This is a genomic window from Microbacterium sp. GXS0129 (assembly GCF_044769785.1).
In the GTDB taxonomy this organism is placed as follows: domain Bacteria; phylum Actinomycetota; class Actinomycetes; order Actinomycetales; family Microbacteriaceae; genus Microbacterium; species Microbacterium nymphoidis.
Genome location: NZ_JBIZVZ010000005.1, coordinates 1 through 15,777, shown reverse-complemented (window position 1 = coordinate 15,777; position 15,777 = coordinate 1). Strand labels below are relative to the sequence as shown.

Sequence of the window (15,777 nt, the reverse complement as noted above, 5' to 3'; positions counted from 1 at the left end):
TAAACTCACCGAGTAAGAGGTCGACATGGACAGCGTCAGCAACCCGTACACCCCGAACGCCGGTGCTTCCCCGGAGACGATCGCTGGCAGAGACGAGCAGCGGGACGCCTTCACCGCTCTTCTGAAACGCCTCGCTCGTGGCAAGACCAACCAGTCGCTGATCATCACCGGATTGCGCGGCGTGGGTAAGACTGTACTGCTCAACGAGTTCCGCGAGATCGCGGAGGCTGAGCGCTGGGAAGTTCTGGAGATCGAGGCGAGCAAGCACGACGACACCCGATTCCGGCAGAACCTGGCGGGGTTGCTGAAGGCTGCGGTCCTGCGCCTGTCGCCGCGTGCCCGGTGGACGGATCGCGCGCGCCGTGCCGCGTCCGTGATCACCGCCTTCGCCGTCGCGGTTGACCACCAGGGAACATGGTCGCTCTCCTGGGATGTCGAGGCAGCTGAGGGCGCCGCGGACCATGGCGATCTGGCGATGGACCTCACGGATGTCCTGGTCGCCGTGGGCGAGTTCGCGCGCGAGCAGCAACGAGGTGTTGCGATTCTCGTCGATGAGGTCCAGTTCCTCACGAGTCCTCAACTCGAAGCGCTCATTCAAGCGATTCACAAGACGGTGCAGCGGAAGCTGCCGGTGACGTTCGTCGGCGCAGGTCTGCCGCAGATCGCGGAGCTCGCGGGAGACGCAAAGTCATATGCCGAGCGTTTGTTCCAGTTTCCCAAGATCGACTCGCTCAGAGAAGCGGATGCCCGGAAAGCCCTTGTCGAGCCGGCGCTCGCGGAGGGCGTGTCCTACGAGGACGACGCGGTGCGGCTCGCCCTGCAGATCACGCGGGGATATCCATACTTCATCCAAGAGCTGGGGTCTCAGGTATGGGCAATCTCCGAGGGATCGCCGATCCTTCGTCGTGACGTGGAGGCCGCGCGGGAGGCCTACGAGGCGAAACTAGACAGCTCGTTCTTCAGAGTTCGCCTCGATCGCGCCACTCCGTTGCAGACGGCGTACATGCGAGCGATGGCAGAGCTTGGTCCGGAAGCTCAAAAGGCTGCCGATGTGGCCAGGGTTATGGGGCGGGAATCCACCCAACTCGGCCCGACGAGGGCGGAACTCATCAACATGGGGCTTCTCTACACCCCGGAGCATGGCTACGCCGCGTTTACTGTTCCCGACTTCGACAAGTTCATGTTGCGCGCGGTGCCGAAACTGGTGGTACCCGACGTTGAGAAGCGTCGCAAGAAGAGTCGATGAGATGACGCGCTGCCCGGCGAAGCAGAGCCGGCTCGCAGCTGCGGCCACGCTGAGCGTCGGTGCGGGCTCTCAGCCCTTCATCGCCACACCGCGGCGCCAGTAGCCCATGAAAGCCACCTGTGCGCGGTCGATGCCGACGTCCTTGACGAGATGACGACGCAGAGTGGTGACCACGCCGCTCTCGCCCGCGATCCAGAAGTAGCGGTCGGCATGCGGAGCGGACGTATCGAGCTCCTCACCGAGTCCGGAGAAGGTGGGAGTCTCCCACACCGGGTTCTCGGTCTCTACGTCGGTCACCTCCGCGGTGGGCGCGGCGCCGAGGTGGCCGAGCACCGTGGGCAGCAGGAGTGTGCCGTGCGGAGCATCGCCGCGCGGGAGCCAGCACACCTGCACGCCATCCGGCGCGGCGATCGGCAGGGCATCGGCCGGGTCGGGCACCTCGATGAACGCGATGCCGCGGAGGTCCGCGGGGGCGTCCTCCAGGACGCGCGCGATCGCCGGAGCCGCGGTCTCGTCGCCGGCCAGCAGGACCGATGTCGCGTCACCGGGTGCGTACTCGATGCCGCCCCAGTCGTGACCGCGCCGCGGACCCGCGATGATCAGCTCATCGCCCGGTGAGGCCTGGTTCGCCCAGGATGACGCCGGGCCGGTGAGGCCGGGAGCGAGGTGCAGGACGAAGTCCACGTCCATCTCCGTGCCGGCATCGGTCACCCGCAGATCACGGATCGAGTACGTCCGCATGGAGCCGCGCTCGGCCTCATCGACGGCCAGCCACGCCTGATACCAGCCGTCTCGCCCATCCAGCTCGGGCAGCACGCCCGACGCCGGCGGGAAGATCAGCTTGATGCGCAGGTCGAACACCGCGCCGGGGGTGGCGAAGTCGTCGAGGGCCGCGCCGCCGAACGTCACGCGGACGAAGTTCGGCGAGACGCGCTGCACCGCGCGCACCTCGGCCCGGATCACGACGAAGGGCGTCGCCTCGGTGGTGGTCTCAACGGACATGGTGCCTCCCGATGGGCGTGACCATCGGCTTGCCCGAGACGGGGTCGATGGTGATCTGATTGGGCAGCCCGAACACGTCCTCGACGAGTTCGGAGGTGAGGATGTCGGCGGGGGCGCCGGCGGCGTGGACGCGCCCGTCTCGGATGGCGACGAGCTCGTCCGAGTAGCGCGCCGCAAGGTTGAGGTCGTGCAGCACCATGACGATGGTGGTTCCCCGTTCGACCGACAGATCGGTCAGCAAGTCCAGCACCTCCACCTGGTGCGCCACGTCGAGATAGGTGGTCGGCTCGTCGAGCAGCAGGATGTCGGTCTCCTGTGCCAGCGCCATCGCGATCCAGACACGTTGGCGCTGACCGCCGGAGAGCTCGTCCACCGACCGATCCGCCAGGTCCGTGGTGCCCGTCGCCTCCAGAGCGTCGGCCACCACGTCGTAGTCGTGCGCGCTCCACCGGGCCAGCGCTCGCTGGTGGGGGTGTCGGCCACGGCCCACCAGGTCGGCCACGGCGATCCCCTCGGGGGCGGTGGGGCTCTGCGGCAACAGGCCCAGCACGCGCGCCACTTCGCGCGTGGAACGCGTGTGAAGGGCCGCGCCGTCGAGCACCACCTGTCCGCTGACGGGGGAGAGCAGCCGGGACAGCGCGCGCAGCAGGGTCGACTTCCCGCAGCCGTTGGCGCCCACGATCGAGGTCACCCGTCCCGGGGCGATCTGCAGATCCAGGGCGTCGACGATCGTGCGGTCGCCATAGGAGAGGGTGAGTGCGTCTGCGGACAGCGAGTGAGAGACGGTCACAGGGAGCCTCCGGCGCGGTTGGTGCGGATGAGGAGCAGGATCAGATACGGCGCGCCGAGCACTCCGGTCACCACGCCGACGGGGTAGCGCGTGCCGAAGGCGAACTGCCCGATCAGATCGGCGACGATCACGAGGACCGCGCCCACCAGGGCACTGGGCAGCAGCGGAGAGCCTCCGGCGGGCACCAGCCGGGCCGCGATGGGACCCGCCATGAACGCGACGAACGCGACGGGGCCGACGGCGGCGGTCGCGAAGGCGAGCAGCGCCACCGCCCCGAGGATCAGCACGATGCGTGTCGGCTGCACCCGCACGCCGAGGCCGGCCGCCGAGTCGTCGCCGAGTTGCAGGATGCGCAGCGAGCGTCCGGTGGCCAGCATCGTCGGCGCCAGGACCACCCATGCGATCAGAAGCGGGACGACACGCTCCCACGAGGCGCCGTTGAGGCTTCCGGTCAGCCACTGCATCGCCGTCTGGATGTCCCACGACGCGGCGCGGGAGAGCACGAAGGAGACCACCGCGTTGAGCATCGCCGCCAGGCCGATCCCGATGAGGATCAGTCGGGTTCCGGAGAAACCGCCGCGGTGGGACAGCAGATAGATCGCCAGAGCGGTGAGCAGGGCACCGCCCAGGGCGAACAGCGAGACGCCGGTGTCGCTCATACCCAGCAGCACGATGGCGATCACTGCGGCTGCACTCGCGCCGGAGGAGATGCCGATGATGTCCGGTGAGGCGAGAGGGTTGCGCAGCATCGTCTGGAACGTGGCGCCGGCGAGGCCGAATGCGGTCCCGGCGAGAACCGCGGTCACCGTACGGGGAAGGCGCAGCTCGCCCACGGTGAAGGACGCGCCCGGCACGGTCTCGCCGAGGATCACCCGGATCACCTGGGAGGGGGAGTAGAAGGTCTGCCCGATCATCAGGCTCGCGGCCACGGCTGCGACGAGCGCGAGCGCGAGGATGCCGATCACCACGATGCGCCGTCGGTTGCGCGACCGGCGGCCCGCGATGATCGCGGCCCGTGCCGTCGCCGCAGACGAGGTACGGGGCGGGGTCTGCATGACGCTCACAGTTCACGCACCTTCTGACGACGCACGATCCAGATGAAGAACGGCGCTCCGATCACCGCGGTGACCACTCCCACCTGGATCTCGTCGGGGCGGGCGATTACTCGGCCGAGCACATCGCCCGCGACGAGCAGGCACGCACCGGTGAGGGCGGAGAACGGGACGAGCCAGCGATGATCGGTGCCCACGAGCATGCGGCAGACATGGGGAACGACCAGGCCGACGAAGGCGATCGGTCCGGCGATGGCGGTGGCCGCGCCCGCCAGGATGACCGCGCCGACGGTGGTGATGAGCCGGGTCCGGGCGACGCGCACGCCGAGACCGGTGGCCAGATCGTCGCCGAGGGCGAGCGAGTTCATGCCGCGCGAGCTGACCACGCAGATGAGCGCGCCCACGAGGAGCACCGGGGCCAGGATCGCGATGCGATCCCACGTGGCGCCGCCGACCCCGCCGATCTGCCAGGACTGCACCGACTGCAGGATGTCCACGCGCGGTAGCAGGATGGCGCTCACCAGAGAGGTGAGTGCGGCGGTGGTCGCGGCTCCGGCGAGGGCAAGCTTGAGCGGGGTCGCGCCGCCGCGACCGAGTGAGCCGACCACGTAGACGAACGTCGCAGCGAGGGCGGCGCCGATGACGGCCAGCACGATGGAGGCGACCGGATCGGTCGTGCCGGCGAACGCGATGCCGCAGACGACCGCCAGGGCTGCACCGCTGGTGACACCGAGGATTCCGGGATCGGCCACCGGGTTCCGCGTGACCGCTTGCATCCCGGTTCCGGAGATCGCGAGGGCGGCGCCCACCAGGATCGCCAGCACCGTGCGAGGCATGCGCTTGATGACCGCCGCCTGGGCGAGGGTGTCCGACTGGCCCGAGAGCGCGCCGGCGATGTCATTGAGTGTGACCTCGGCCGCGCCGAAGGCCACCGATGCCACGCACAGCAGGGCCAGCAGCACAATGCCGGCGCCGAATGCGAGCAGGCGCACCCGCATCGGTCGCCGGAGCACGTCGGCGACCGATGCGGGTGGCATCAGGGTGGAGGTCACGAGAGCGCAGACTCCCGGATTACTTCTTCAGCGCGTCCGCGAGCAGCGTGAAGTAGTCGTCGATGCCCCACGGGATCGACAGCGGGGAGGGGTTCGCCGACGCCGCGAGGGGGGTGTCGCTCTCCAGCACGGCGACCGCGCCGGCAGCCACCGCGGGGATCTTGCCGATGAGGGGATCGGCCTGCAGCTGCGTGACGAAGTCGGATCCGGCGGCGCCGTAGGTCACGAAGAGATCCACGTCGTCGAACTTCTGCGCCTGCTCGGAGCTGACGGTGAGGTAGAACTGGTCGCTGTCCGCGGACTCCTCCACGATGCCGGGCACGGGAAGACCCAGATCCGCGAGGAATCCGGGGCGGGTGTCGGCCTTCGTGTAGTAGCCGACCTGGCTCATGTCGGCGGCGTCGATGTAGCTGAAGAGGACCTTCTTGTCGCGCAGCGCGGGGTGGGCATCGAGTGAGGTCTGCACCTGCTGCTCGAGGTCGGCGATCAGGGCGTCGCCCTCGGCGGCCAGCCCCAGCGCCTTCGAGTCGAGACGGATCATGTCCTGGTAAGAGGTGCCCCAGGCCACGTCGGGGTAGGCCACCACGGGCGCGATCTTCGACAGGGTGTCGTAGTCCTCCTGGGTCAGGCCGGAGTACGCGGCAAGGATGACGTCGGGCTGCGTGTCCGCCACGGCCTCGAAGTCGATTCCGTCGGTCTCGTCCCACAGCGCCGGGGTCTCGGCACCGAGCTCGGTCAGCTTGTCCTCCACCCAGGGCAGCACGCCGTCCTTGTCGTCGTCACCCCAGGTCACCTTGGCCATCCCCACGGGCACGACGCCGAGCGCGAGCGGCACCTCGGCGTTGCCCCACGCGACCGTCGCCACGCGTTCGGGCTTCTTCTCGATCGTGGTGGTGCCGTACACGTGGTCGATGGTGACCGGGAAGGTGTCCGCGCTCGCGGTACCGGCGGCCGGTGATTCCTCGGACGGGGCGGCGGTGGACGTGGAGCAGGCCGCGAGACTGGCGGTGAGCAGCGCTGCAGTGACGGTGAGGCCGAGTAGACGTGACAGGCGCACGGTTGGTTCCTTCGAGGTGGGAGGGATGCCTTCATATGATGTAGGTGAGGCTTGCCTAAATTAGCATGCCTGCCGCGCTCCGGCGAGCGTCCTCCGGTCACGATGCGACATACTGGGCGGCGGGATTCACGTGGTTCGGAGGTGCGCATGACCCACCGGGACGACTCCCTCCCCGGGGGGCTCGCGTTCGAGACACCGGCAACCTCGCCCCAGCCGGTCGCTCCCCAGACCACGACCGATTCCGGCACGATCCTCGGCATCATCGCACTGGTGCTGAGCGTGACGGTTGCCCCTGCTGGCCTGGTGATGGGCATCGTCGGTGCTGTGCTGTCCCGGCGACGTGGTGTCGGCAACGTCCCCGCGGTGGTGGCCATCGCGCTCGGCGCCGTCATCACGCTGGTGTGGATCGGGCTGATTGCGTTCCTCGTGTTCGGTGTGGCGATCCCGCTCCTGTCCGCGTGCGCGGAATACGGCCCCGGTGTGCACACTCTCGACAACGGCTCCACCCTCTCGTGCTCCGCCCCGGGGTGACCCTCCCGCATTAGGCGACACGCCCGGGTATCGCATAGCCTGGAAGGCTCGGTACACGGGCAGAAGGGTTTCCCGTGGGTTACATCGATATCAATGCCGTCTCGCTCACGCTGCCGGATGGACGTCCGCTGCTCGACGAGGTCACCTTCCGCGTGGGCGAAGGGACCACGACCGCGCTCATCGGCGAGAATGGCGCCGGCAAGTCGACCCTGCTGCGCATCATCCGCGGCGAGCAGAAGCCCGATTCGGGCGCCGTCACCATGGCCGGCGGGCTGGGGGTGATGGATCAGTTCATCGGGCACTCGCGGGAGGCGGATCCGGCCAGTTCCCCGACAGTGCACACGCTGCTCGTCGACGTCGCCCCCGCCGCCATCCGCGCCACGGCGCAGGCCCTCATCGCCGCGGAGCTGGCGCTCATCGAGCACGACACCACCGACACGCAGATGCGCTATGCCACCGCCATCGCGGAGTACGCCGATGCCGGCGGCTACGAGTACGAGACGGTGTGGGATCGTGTCACGATGGCGGCGATGGGGCTGCCGTTCGAACGGGCCCAGTACCGGGAACTCGCCACGCTCTCCGGCGGGGAGCAGAAGCGTCTCGCGCTGGAGGCGCTGCTGGCTGGTCCGGACGAAGTCCTCCTGCTCGACGAGCCCGACAACTACCTTGATGTGCCCGGCAAGCGCTGGCTGGAGGAGCAGCTGCGCGAGACGCGCAAGACCGTGCTGCTGGTCTCGCACGACCGCGAGCTGCTGGCCCGCGCGGCGGATCGCATCGCCACGCTGGAGGTCAGTCCGTCGGGCGCCTCGGTGTGGGTCCATGGCGGATCGTTCGCCACGTATCACGAGGCGCGTGAGGCGCGAATGGACCGGCTCGACGAACTGCGCAGACGCTGGGACGAGCAGCACGAGAAGCTCAAGAAGCTGGTCGCGACGCTGAAGGTCCAGGCGGCGAACAACGCCGACATGGCCTCCCGCTACCACGCGGCCCAGACACGCCTCGCGCGATTCCTGGACGCCGGCCCACCGCAGGAGCGGCCGCGTGATCAGAACCTCGACATGCGTCTGCGGGGTGCCCGCACGGGCAAGCGTTCGGTCATTGCGTCGGATCTGGAGCTCACCGGGCTCATGAAGGCGTTCGACACGGAGATCTGGTTCGGCGACCGCGTGGGCGTGCTCGGCTCCAACGGGTCGGGCAAGAGCCACTTCCTGCGACTGCTGGCACGCGGCGGCACCGACCCCGACGGCACGCTCGGGCACATCACCACAGCGGGGCAGAAGGCGGCTCCCGTCGACCACACCGGCCGCGCGATCCTCGGCGCTCGTGTGGTTCCGGGATGGTTCGCGCAGACGCACGCCCACCCGGAGTGGACGGGGCGCACGCTGCTGGAGATCCTGCATCGCGGCGAGGACGACCGTGAGGGCATGCCGCGGGAGGCTGCCAGCGCCGCGCTGGACCGATACGGGCTGGTGCTGCAGGCCGAGCAGCACTTCGACCGGCTCTCGGGCGGCCAGCAGGCGCGGTTCCAGATCCTGCTCCTGGAGCTGAGCGGTGCCACGCTCCTGCTGCTGGACGAGCCGACCGACAACCTCGATCTGGTCTCGGCGGAGGAGCTGGAAGACGCCCTCCGCCGTTTCGACGGAACCGTCCTCGCGGTGACGCACGATCGCTGGTTCGCCCGCGGCTTCGATCGCTTCCTGGTGTTCGGCTCGGACGGATCGGTCTACGAGACCGAGACGCCGGTGTGGGATGAGGCGCGCGTGGTGCGGGCGCGCTGACCGTTCATCGTGCGCCTGGCTCCTTCGCCGCGGCGTCGGGAGCCCGGTGCGCACGATGAAGCCACACCTCTGGTCAGCGTCGGCAGTCGCGCGTATCGTGCCGGGCATGTGCCGCAACATCCACACCCTTCACAACTTCGAGCCCGCCGCCTCCTCGGAGGAGGTGCACGCCGCCGCGCTGCAGTATGTGCGCAAGATCGCCGGAACGACGAAGCCGTCCCGTGCCAACCAGGAGGCGTTCGATCATGCTGTCGCCGAGATCGCGCACATCACGCAGCATCTGCTGGACGATCTGGTCACCAGTGCGCCGCCGAAGAACCGCGAGGAGGAAGCGGCGAAGGCGCGCGCGCGTGCCGTCGCATCGGGCCGGTACCAGACCGCCTGACGGCGCTCAGCGCGCCTGCAGGTAGGCCAGCACCGCCCGGACCCGGCGGTTCTCCTCCACCGGCGACAGGCCGAGTTTCAGGAAGATGTTGCCGACGTGTTTGCTGACTGCCGCGTCGGAGAGCACGAGCGCCGTGGCGATGTCGGAGTTGGACATCCCGTCGGCCATGAGCGCCAGCACCTGGCGCTCCCGCGGTGTGAGGCCCTCCAGCGGACCCGGCGCTGACCGGGCGAGGAGTGTGCGGACCACCTCGGGATCGATCACCGTCCCGCCGGCGACGATGCCGGAGAGCGCCCGTTCGAAATCGCGCACATGGGCGATGCGGTCCTTGAGCAGGTAGCCGAGCGCACCACCGGGCAGCGTGAGCAGATCCTGGGCGTAGCTCTCCGCGATGTACTGCGACAGCACCAGGACTGGCTGCTCCGGCACCTGTCGACGCAGCTCGATCGCCGCCCGCAGCCCGTCGTCGGTGAGATCGGGCGGCATCCGCACGTCGGTGATCACCAGATCCGGGGCGGGATCCAGCGCGTCGAAGGTGGTGAGGAGCTCCGGTGCCGAGGCGGCGCGCCCGACGATCTGATGGCCCAGTCGCTCCAGTAGCGCGATCAGGGCCTCACGCATCAGAGCCGAGTCCTCAGCCAGCAGGATTCGCATCCCGGCTCCTCTCTGCGTATCCGGGCACCGGGACGCGCATGGACAGCAGCACTCCGGACCGGCGCCCGCTCGTCGTCGACACCGTCAGCGTGCCACCCAGACTCGCGGCCCGCTCACGCAGTCCCGCGACGCCCGTCCCCCGCCCTTCGCTCACCGCGCCGCCGCCGTCGTCGAACACCGTCACCACCAGCTCCTCGAGCTCCACGCGGGCATCCACGGTGACGAGGGATGCCGCAGAGTGCTTCGCAGCATTGCTCAGGGCCTCGGTGACCAGGTAGTACGCGGCGGTCTCGGCGGGGGCGGGCAACCGGGGCACATCGACGTCCAGGTGCAGGGGCACGGGGGCGCGTCCACCGAGCTCCTGCAGTGCAGCCGCCAGTCCCCGATCACTCAGCACCGCCGGATGCAGCCCGCGGACGGTGCGACGCAGCGAATCCAGGGCGGCATCGGCGGCACCCCGAGCCGTGCCGACGGCGTGCAGCAGGGCGGAACCGTCCGGATCGACAGGTCCGGCACCAGCCGTGACGAGAGCGTCTGCCTCGAGCTCGATGATCGCCAGCCGCGCACCCAGGGCCACCAGTTCCTGCTGCACGCCGTCGTGGAGGTCGCGTTCGATGCGCCGTCGTTCCTCATCCAGCGCGCGCACCAGCGTGGCGCGCGCCGCTGTGAGCTGCTCGACGCGTGCCTGCAGCTCGGCATCGCGAGGGGCACAGAGCAGGCGCAGCAGCGACGCCTGCGCGCCGGCGAGCACGGCGTTGGCGTAGGCGCCCACCACCAGTGTCGCGATGAACGCGATCACGAGAATCGGTGTCTTCTCGGGAGTGAGAGCCCAGCTCACGTCACCCCACAGCGTCACCACTCGCCCGGTCTCGGTGAGGGAGAGCCAGACGAAGGTGACGCACAACACCAGGATGGTGATCTCGGTGCCCACGAGGAGAAGAGCGAGAAGGCCGAAGACGAGGTTCGAGAACAACGCCCCCACCTCTCGCCAGGTGGCGGGCTCCAGCAGCCAGATGCTGAGCCAGTGCCGCCGCTCCGAGCGCGGGACCCGCACATGCGGGGACTGCTGGGGAGGAAAGCCCAGCCAGCGTGTCCGTCGTCGCTCGATCGTTCCCACCACCAGAGCCCACAGTGGGATCAGGAGAAGCGTCGTCACCAACAGGAGGAGCCAGAACAGCGCCCACACCACGCTGAACACGAGGTATCCGAGCGAGCGCCACGGCATCGCGCCGAACAGGAACCGGTGCGGCGGCCGCCGCAGCTCGTCCCAGACGGTTGCGCTCATCACTCCACGATAGGGAAGGGGGCGGGCCTCCCATCCGCACGGGGCGAAAGAGTGGAGCCAGCTCTACCTCCGATGGCGACCCCGCCCGCTGTCGCGTGATGCGTTCCAGCGATGAAGTGGAGCAATGTCTTCTGCTGCGCCCGCTCCGGCCCCTGTCGTCGTCGCCCGCGATCTCGTGAAGTCCTACGCGCCTGCTCGCCGCGGCGGCGCCGAGACCGTGGTCCTCACCGGCGTCGACCTGACGGTGGACCCGGGTGAGTTCGTTGCGATCGTCGGGCCCAGCGGATCGGGGAAGTCCACGCTCCTCTACTGTCTCGCCGGCCTCGAGCCGCCGACCCGCGGTCAGGTGCTGCTGCTCGGCGAGGATCCCGCGAGGCTCTCGCGAGGGCGCCTGGCCCGGCTGCGCCGTCGTGATGTGGGCTTCGTCTTCCAGTCGTTCAACCTCATCCCTTCGCTGTCGGCACGCCAGAACGTCGCATTGCCGGCTCGGCTGTCCGGACGCCGTGTGCACTCGGCGGATGTCACCGCAGCGCTGGCAGCGGTCGGCTTGGAGGACCGGGGCTCCCACCGCCCGGGCGAGCTCTCGGGAGGGCAGCAGCAGCGCGTGGCCATCGCTCGTGTGCTTGCGGCGCGTCCGCGTATCGTGTTCGCCGATGAGCCCACCGGGGCGCTCGATGGTGCCCACGGGTGCCGCCGTCCTCGGCCTGCTGAGCGAGGCGGCGCGCTCCGGCAGCGCGGTCATCCTCGTCACGCACGACCTGGACGCCGCCGCTCGTGCGGACCGCGTGATCGTGCTGCGCGACGGGGCGATCCACGGGCAGCTTCACTCTCCGACACCGGCGGACGTGTTCGCTGCGGTCCACGCTCACGCGGCGTCCGTTGGTGCGCAGCGGTGATCCGGCTGATCGTCGCCGATCTCGCCCGCGGGTTCCGGCTGTGGCTCGGCCTGGCTGCGGTGAGCGCCGCGGTCGGCGCCGCTCTCACCTTCGCGTTCGGGCTCGCCGCGCAGCCACGTCCGGTCGAGGGTGATCTGGATCAGCTGTTCTCCAGCCTGTCCGGCACCATCCTGATCTTCACAGGAATCGTCGTCCTGATCGTCGCAAGTTCCGCGTCGGTGCTGGTGATGAACCTGCGTCGTCGCTCGCTCGCGCTCTGGCAGATCGTCGGTATCCTGCCCGGCCAGGTGTTCGTGGTGAGCGTCATGCAGGTGATGCTCACCGCCCTCGTGGGTGCGGTGGCAGGCGGGCTGCTCGGGTTGAGCATGTACGTGCCCCTGTACGACTACGGCCTGGCGAGCATGAGCGAAGGGCTGCCGCAGCCTGCGATCCGGCTGTCGTCGCTCGCCTGGGCGGTCGTGACCAGCGTCGCCGTCATCGTGCTGGCGGGTCTCCGGGGCGCTCGCAGCGCCTCCCGGACCTCGCCGGTGCGCATCCTGCGCGAGCCCGAGCCGGTGTCCACGGGCTGGGGGCGCTGGGTGCGTGCAGCCGCCTGTGCGCTGGCCGTCGCCGGCACGGTCGCGCTTCCGCTCAGCATGCGAGGCGAGGGGCACCAGAGCATCACGGGCATCGCGCCCCTCCTTCCCGTGCTGTTCGCGGCTGCGCTCGCGGTGGGCGGACCGCTCGTCTATGCGGGTGTGCTCCGAGCGTGGACCGCGGTGGTCCCCGCACGATTCACGGCCTGGTACCTGGCGCGCAACAGCGCCGCGGCGCGGGCGAGTGCGTCCACCGCGGCGATCGGTCCGGTCATGGCGGCGATCGCGATGGTCGGCGGACTGTACGCCGCTGGCATGACCCTCGCGGTGGCACCGTCGAACTCGTGGGGCGATTTCTCCATCGACCCCTCCCAGCTCGTCCTCCTCTTCGGCGCGCCTCTGCTCGTGGCGATCGTGGGCGCTGCGGGAGCCGTCTACACCACCGGCAGCGACCGCCAGCGCGAACGCGCGTTGCTCACCGCGGCCGGGGCGGCGCCCGGAACGCTGCTGCGCGTGGCCGTCTGCGAAGCGGTGATCCTCGTCGTCACCTCCGTTCTGCTGGCCATGGCCGTGATCGTGCTGTCCGTCGTTCTCATCGCCACCGTCGTCGACGCGTCCGGCATCCGCCTCGCGCCCGCGCCGATCGTGATCATCGGCGGGTCCGCGCTCGACCTCATCGTGGCGGCTACCATGATCCCGGCGTTGGCGGGCCGCCGGATGAGCGTGATGTCCGCCCTCGCTGCGGAGTGATCGGCTCTCAGGCGACCCGGGTAGGCTGAACGGGTGACCATGGAGATCGAGATCGGCCGAGGCAAGCGCGCGCGCCGTGCCTACACGTTCGACGACATCGCGGTGGTGCCGTCCCGGCGCACCCGCAACCCCGAGGACGTGTCGACCGCATGGTCGATCGATGCCTACCACTTCGACATCCCCGTGATGGCAGCGCCGATGGACTCCGTGGTGAGCCCCGAGACGGCGATCCAGCTGGGTCAGCTCGGCGGTCTGGGTGTGCTCGACCTCGAAGGGCTCTGGACTCGCTACGAGAACCCGCAGCAGCACCTCGACGAGATCGCCGGCCTGCCCGACGCCGAAGCCACGCGCCGGATGCAGGAGCTGTACGCGGAGCCGATCAAGGCCGAGCTGATCCGCGACCGCATCGCGCAGATCCGTGCCGCCGGGGTGACCGTCGCAGGCTCTCTCACTCCGCAGCGCACGCAGGAGTTCTACGACACCGTCGCCCGCGCGGGCGTTGACCTCTTCGTCATCCGCGGCACGACGGTATCCGCCGAGCACGTCTCGAGCGTGGCCGAGCCGCTGAACCTCAAGAAGTTCATCAACGACCTCGACGTTCCCGTGATCGTCGGCGGTGTCTCCACCTACACACCCGCGCTGCACCTGATGCGCACCGGCGCGGCCGGTGTGCTCGTCGGCTTCGGCGGCGGAGCGACCAGCACCACGCGCGCGACGCTCGGTGTCCACGCCCCGATGGCCACCGCCATCTCCGATGTGGCCGCAGCCCGCCGCGACTACCTCGACGAATCGGGCGGACGTTACGTGCACGTGATCGCCGACGGCGGCGTGGGCACGTCCGGTGACATCGTGAAGGCCATCGCCATGGGCGCCGACGCCGTCATGCTGGGCGTCGCGCTCGCCCGTGCGGAGGAGGCGCCGGGGCAGGGTTTCCACTGGGGTCCGGAATCGCACCACCCGCAGCTGCCGCGCGGCCGTCGCGCCTCGGTCGGTCAGGTGGCGCCTCTGCAGGAGATCCTCTACGGTCCCTCGTCCGTCTCCGACGGCACCGCGAACCTCATCGGCGCGCTGAAGAAGTCGATGGCCACCACCGGATACTCCGACCTCAAGGAGTTCCAGCGGGTCGAGGTCGTCGTCGCGCCGTACGCCGCCGGCTGAATCGCTCGTAGCGCAGGTCCCTGTGTCCGACACCCCCGTCACGATCTTCCCGCCCACGTTGCGGGAGGTGCTGCTGCGTGCGCGCTGGCTCGGGATGCTCGCGCTCTGCCTCGTGGTGGCCGGTGTGTTCGCCTGGCTCGGGCAGTGGCAGCTGGCGCGGGCGATCGATACGGATCCGATCCCGGAGGGCGCCACCGAGCAGGTGGAGCCCATCGCCGACGTGGTGAAGCCGGGCGAGTACCTGCCCGAGCCGCTGGTCGGCCAGCGGGTCTCCGTCACGGGATCCTTCGCCGCGGAGGACTTCTTCGTCGTCTCCGGTCGCTATGACTCCGGTGAGCCCGGTTTCTGGGTGGCGGGGCAGTTCCGTGTCGCCGATGCGAGTACGCCCACCTCCCTTGCCGTCGCGGTCGGCTTCACGCCCGATCGGAGTGTGGCAGATGCAGCCGCTGTGGCCCTCAACGCCGCTCCGCCCCAGAACGTCGAACTGACCGGGCGTCTCATCTCCGACGAGGGCGCCATGGCTCCGTCGCGCAGTCAGGCCATCACCGAGATGAGCCGGATGTCCACCGCGGCCCTGCTGAACCTCTGGCATGACGCGGACGGCATCGATGTCTACCGGCAGTACCTGACCTCCGCCGAGCCCTTCGGTGATCTGGAACCGATCGTGTCCCCGGCTCCCGAGTCCTCGTCGCCCATCAACTGGCTCAACCTGTTCTACGCCGCCGAGTGGGTCGTCTTCGCCTGTTTCGCCTTCTACCTCTGGTACCGCCTGGGCAAGGATGCATGGGAGAAGGAAGTCGAAGCCATCGAAGAGGCGAACGCCGCGGCGTAGTCGCGGCCGGAGGGGAAGCATGGGAACGCGTCACGGTCGAAGGGTTCTCCCCGCGCTGTTCCTCGCGGCTCTGCTGGCGGGGTGCGCCCCGGCCCCGCAGGTGCTCGGTGGCGGCGGCGAACCCGCGGACATCAGCCGCGACGTTTTCGAGAAGAGTGTCTCGAACGAGTACGTCACGGTGACCGGAAGCACCGAGCAGTGGAGTGCGGACTGCGGCGACTGGGATGTGAAGCCGGCGGATCAGCTCGGGACCATGACGTGCACGCTGACCTCGGCCGGCGGTGCCACCGTGGAGGTGGTCGCGGAGACGGGCAACGTGGACAACTGGGAGTCCTACCGGGTGACGCTGAAGGATGCGGCGGGCGCGGAGATCGCCGGCTGAGGCGACACGCCCGCCGGTGGTGCCGATTTGCCGGGTTGTTCGGTTCCGCGTAGGTTAGTTCTTGTTCGCCCCACAGGGTAGAGCGGAGGGCCTCCGGGTCCGGCTCCCCTCAAGCTGGTGGACGATCCCCCTTCATGATGATGTTGCCTTCGGGTTGGTGTTGTCGTGGGGTGGTTGCCTGGTTCCTGGTTGTCGGGTTGTCTGGTCGCGTGTTGGTGTTCTTCGGAGCGTCGGCGTGTCGGGTTTGACAGTCTGGTTTCGGCCGGTCTAGGCTAGAGAAGTTGCCCCGCAGCTAAGCCCCGTGTGGGTGGTGTGTGGGAGCATCCGATCCTTGAGAACTCAACAGCGTGCA

15 protein-coding genes are annotated in these 15,777 nt (G+C 69.2%); 8 read left to right on the top strand and 7 right to left on the bottom strand.

Annotation, left to right across the window (positions count from 1 at the left end; all coding sequences use genetic code 11):
- The first annotated feature begins 25 nt into the window (after nt 1–25).
- Nucleotides 26–1,246 (top strand): ATP-binding protein, encoded by a 1,221-nt coding sequence (locus ACIQJ5_RS14380; protein ID WP_231092861.1) that lies wholly within the window; start codon nt 26–28, stop codon nt 1,244–1,246.
- Between the two features lie 69 nt (nt 1,247–1,315).
- On the opposite strand, the gene ACIQJ5_RS14375 is transcribed toward ACIQJ5_RS14380, so the two are convergent.
- From ACIQJ5_RS14375 to ACIQJ5_RS14355, 5 genes are read right to left on the bottom strand one after another with little or no spacing between them, the layout of a single operon-like run.
- Nucleotides 1,316–2,248: a siderophore-interacting protein gene (locus tag ACIQJ5_RS14375; protein ID WP_402844916.1), complete on the bottom strand. Its 933-nt coding sequence runs from the start codon at nt 2,246–2,248 to the stop codon at nt 1,316–1,318.
- On the bottom strand, nt 2,238–3,038 hold the full coding sequence (locus ACIQJ5_RS14370) for an ABC transporter ATP-binding protein (protein WP_231092863.1): 801 nt from the start codon (nt 3,036–3,038) through the stop codon (nt 2,238–2,240). The genes ACIQJ5_RS14375 and ACIQJ5_RS14370 overlap by 11 nt, the downstream gene beginning before the upstream one ends.
- Nucleotides 3,035–4,093 (bottom strand): FecCD family ABC transporter permease, encoded by a 1,059-nt coding sequence (locus tag ACIQJ5_RS14365; RefSeq protein ID WP_402845278.1) that lies wholly within the window; start codon nt 4,091–4,093, stop codon nt 3,035–3,037. Before ACIQJ5_RS14365 ends, ACIQJ5_RS14370 begins: the two co-directional genes overlap by 4 nt.
- A gap of 5 nt (nt 4,094–4,098) precedes the next feature.
- Nucleotides 4,099–5,142 (bottom strand): FecCD family ABC transporter permease, encoded by a 1,044-nt coding sequence (locus tag ACIQJ5_RS14360; RefSeq protein WP_372459819.1) that lies wholly within the window; start codon nt 5,140–5,142, stop codon nt 4,099–4,101.
- Nucleotides 5,143–5,161: 19 nt separating this feature from the next.
- Nucleotides 5,162–6,199, bottom strand: coding sequence for an iron-siderophore ABC transporter substrate-binding protein (locus ACIQJ5_RS14355; protein ID WP_402844914.1), 1,038 nt, complete (start codon nt 6,197–6,199; stop codon nt 5,162–5,164).
- Between the two features lie 147 nt (nt 6,200–6,346).
- Between ACIQJ5_RS14355 and ACIQJ5_RS14350 the strand changes: the two genes are divergently transcribed.
- The 3 genes from ACIQJ5_RS14350 to ACIQJ5_RS14340 all read left to right on the top strand — a co-directional run bounded on the left by ACIQJ5_RS14350 (nt 6,347) and on the right by ACIQJ5_RS14340 (nt 8,893).
- Nucleotides 6,347–6,730, top strand: a complete 384-nt coding sequence (locus ACIQJ5_RS14350; RefSeq protein WP_402844912.1) for a hypothetical protein — start codon at nt 6,347–6,349, stop codon at nt 6,728–6,730.
- A 74-nt stretch (nt 6,731–6,804) separates the two neighbouring features.
- A complete protein-coding gene (locus ACIQJ5_RS14345; protein ID WP_231092866.1) occupies nt 6,805–8,508 on the top strand; it encodes an ABC-F family ATP-binding cassette domain-containing protein in 1,704 nt (567 codons plus the stop codon).
- Nucleotides 8,509–8,614: 106 nt separating this feature from the next.
- Nucleotides 8,615–8,893 carry a DUF2277 domain-containing protein gene (locus ACIQJ5_RS14340; RefSeq protein WP_402844910.1) on the top strand — a complete coding sequence of 93 codons (279 nt, stop codon included), beginning with the start codon at nt 8,615–8,617 and terminating at the stop codon, nt 8,891–8,893.
- Nucleotides 8,894–8,899: 6 nt separating this feature from the next.
- On the opposite strand, the gene ACIQJ5_RS14335 is transcribed toward ACIQJ5_RS14340, so the two are convergent.
- Both ACIQJ5_RS14335 and ACIQJ5_RS14330 read right to left on the bottom strand, forming a co-directional pair.
- Entirely contained in the window at nt 8,900–9,547 is a 648-nt protein-coding gene (locus ACIQJ5_RS14335; RefSeq protein WP_231092868.1) for a response regulator transcription factor, read from the bottom strand.
- A complete protein-coding gene (locus ACIQJ5_RS14330; protein WP_402844907.1) occupies nt 9,528–10,832 on the bottom strand; it encodes a sensor histidine kinase in 1,305 nt (434 codons plus the stop codon). Before ACIQJ5_RS14330 ends, ACIQJ5_RS14335 begins: the two co-directional genes overlap by 20 nt.
- A 124-nt stretch (nt 10,833–10,956) precedes the next feature.
- Between ACIQJ5_RS14330 and ACIQJ5_RS14325 the strand changes: the two genes are divergently transcribed.
- From ACIQJ5_RS14325 to ACIQJ5_RS14310, 4 genes are all read left to right on the top strand, one after another.
- Nucleotides 10,957–13,053 carry an ATP-binding cassette domain-containing protein gene (locus ACIQJ5_RS14325; protein WP_402844905.1) on the top strand — a complete coding sequence of 699 codons (2,097 nt, stop codon included), beginning with the start codon at nt 10,957–10,959 and terminating at the stop codon, nt 13,051–13,053.
- A 39-nt stretch (nt 13,054–13,092) separates the two neighbouring features.
- On the top strand, nt 13,093–14,211 hold the full coding sequence (locus ACIQJ5_RS14320; RefSeq protein WP_231092881.1) for a GuaB3 family IMP dehydrogenase-related protein: 1,119 nt from the start codon (nt 13,093–13,095) through the stop codon (nt 14,209–14,211).
- A gap of 94 nt (nt 14,212–14,305) precedes the next feature.
- A complete protein-coding gene (locus tag ACIQJ5_RS14315) occupies nt 14,306–15,043 on the top strand; it encodes an SURF1 family cytochrome oxidase biogenesis protein (RefSeq protein ID WP_402845276.1) in 738 nt (245 codons plus the stop codon).
- Nucleotides 15,044–15,062: 19 nt separating this feature from the next.
- On the top strand, nt 15,063–15,425 hold the full coding sequence (locus tag ACIQJ5_RS14310) for a hypothetical protein (RefSeq protein WP_402844903.1): 363 nt from the start codon (nt 15,063–15,065) through the stop codon (nt 15,423–15,425).
- Nucleotides 15,426–15,777 lie beyond the last annotated feature (352 nt).

Coding starts and splice junctions, on each gene's coding strand:
- ACIQJ5_RS14335 (WP_231092868.1), bottom strand. CDS start 9,547: ATGCGAATCCTGCTGGCTGAGGACTCGGCTCTGATGCGTGAGGCCCTG.
- ACIQJ5_RS14365 (WP_402845278.1), bottom strand. CDS start 4,093: ATGCAGACCCCGCCCCGTACCTCGTCTGCGGCGACGGCACGGGCCGCG.
- ACIQJ5_RS14315 (WP_402845276.1), top strand. CDS start 14,306: ATGCTCGCGCTCTGCCTCGTGGTGGCCGGTGTGTTCGCCTGGCTCGGG.
- ACIQJ5_RS14375 (WP_402844916.1), bottom strand. CDS start 2,248: ATGTCCGTTGAGACCACCACCGAGGCGACGCCCTTCGTCGTGATCCGG.
- ACIQJ5_RS14320 (WP_231092881.1), top strand. CDS start 13,093: ATGGAGATCGAGATCGGCCGAGGCAAGCGCGCGCGCCGTGCCTACACG.
- ACIQJ5_RS14350 (WP_402844912.1), top strand. CDS start 6,347: ATGACCCACCGGGACGACTCCCTCCCCGGGGGGCTCGCGTTCGAGACA.
- ACIQJ5_RS14330 (WP_402844907.1), bottom strand. CDS start 10,832: ATGAGCGCAACCGTCTGGGACGAGCTGCGGCGGCCGCCGCACCGGTTC.
- ACIQJ5_RS14310 (WP_402844903.1), top strand. CDS start 15,063: ATGGGAACGCGTCACGGTCGAAGGGTTCTCCCCGCGCTGTTCCTCGCG.
- ACIQJ5_RS14325 (WP_402844905.1), top strand. CDS start 10,957: ATGTCTTCTGCTGCGCCCGCTCCGGCCCCTGTCGTCGTCGCCCGCGAT.
- ACIQJ5_RS14340 (WP_402844910.1), top strand. CDS start 8,615: ATGTGCCGCAACATCCACACCCTTCACAACTTCGAGCCCGCCGCCTCC.
- ACIQJ5_RS14380 (WP_231092861.1), top strand. CDS start 26: ATGGACAGCGTCAGCAACCCGTACACCCCGAACGCCGGTGCTTCCCCG.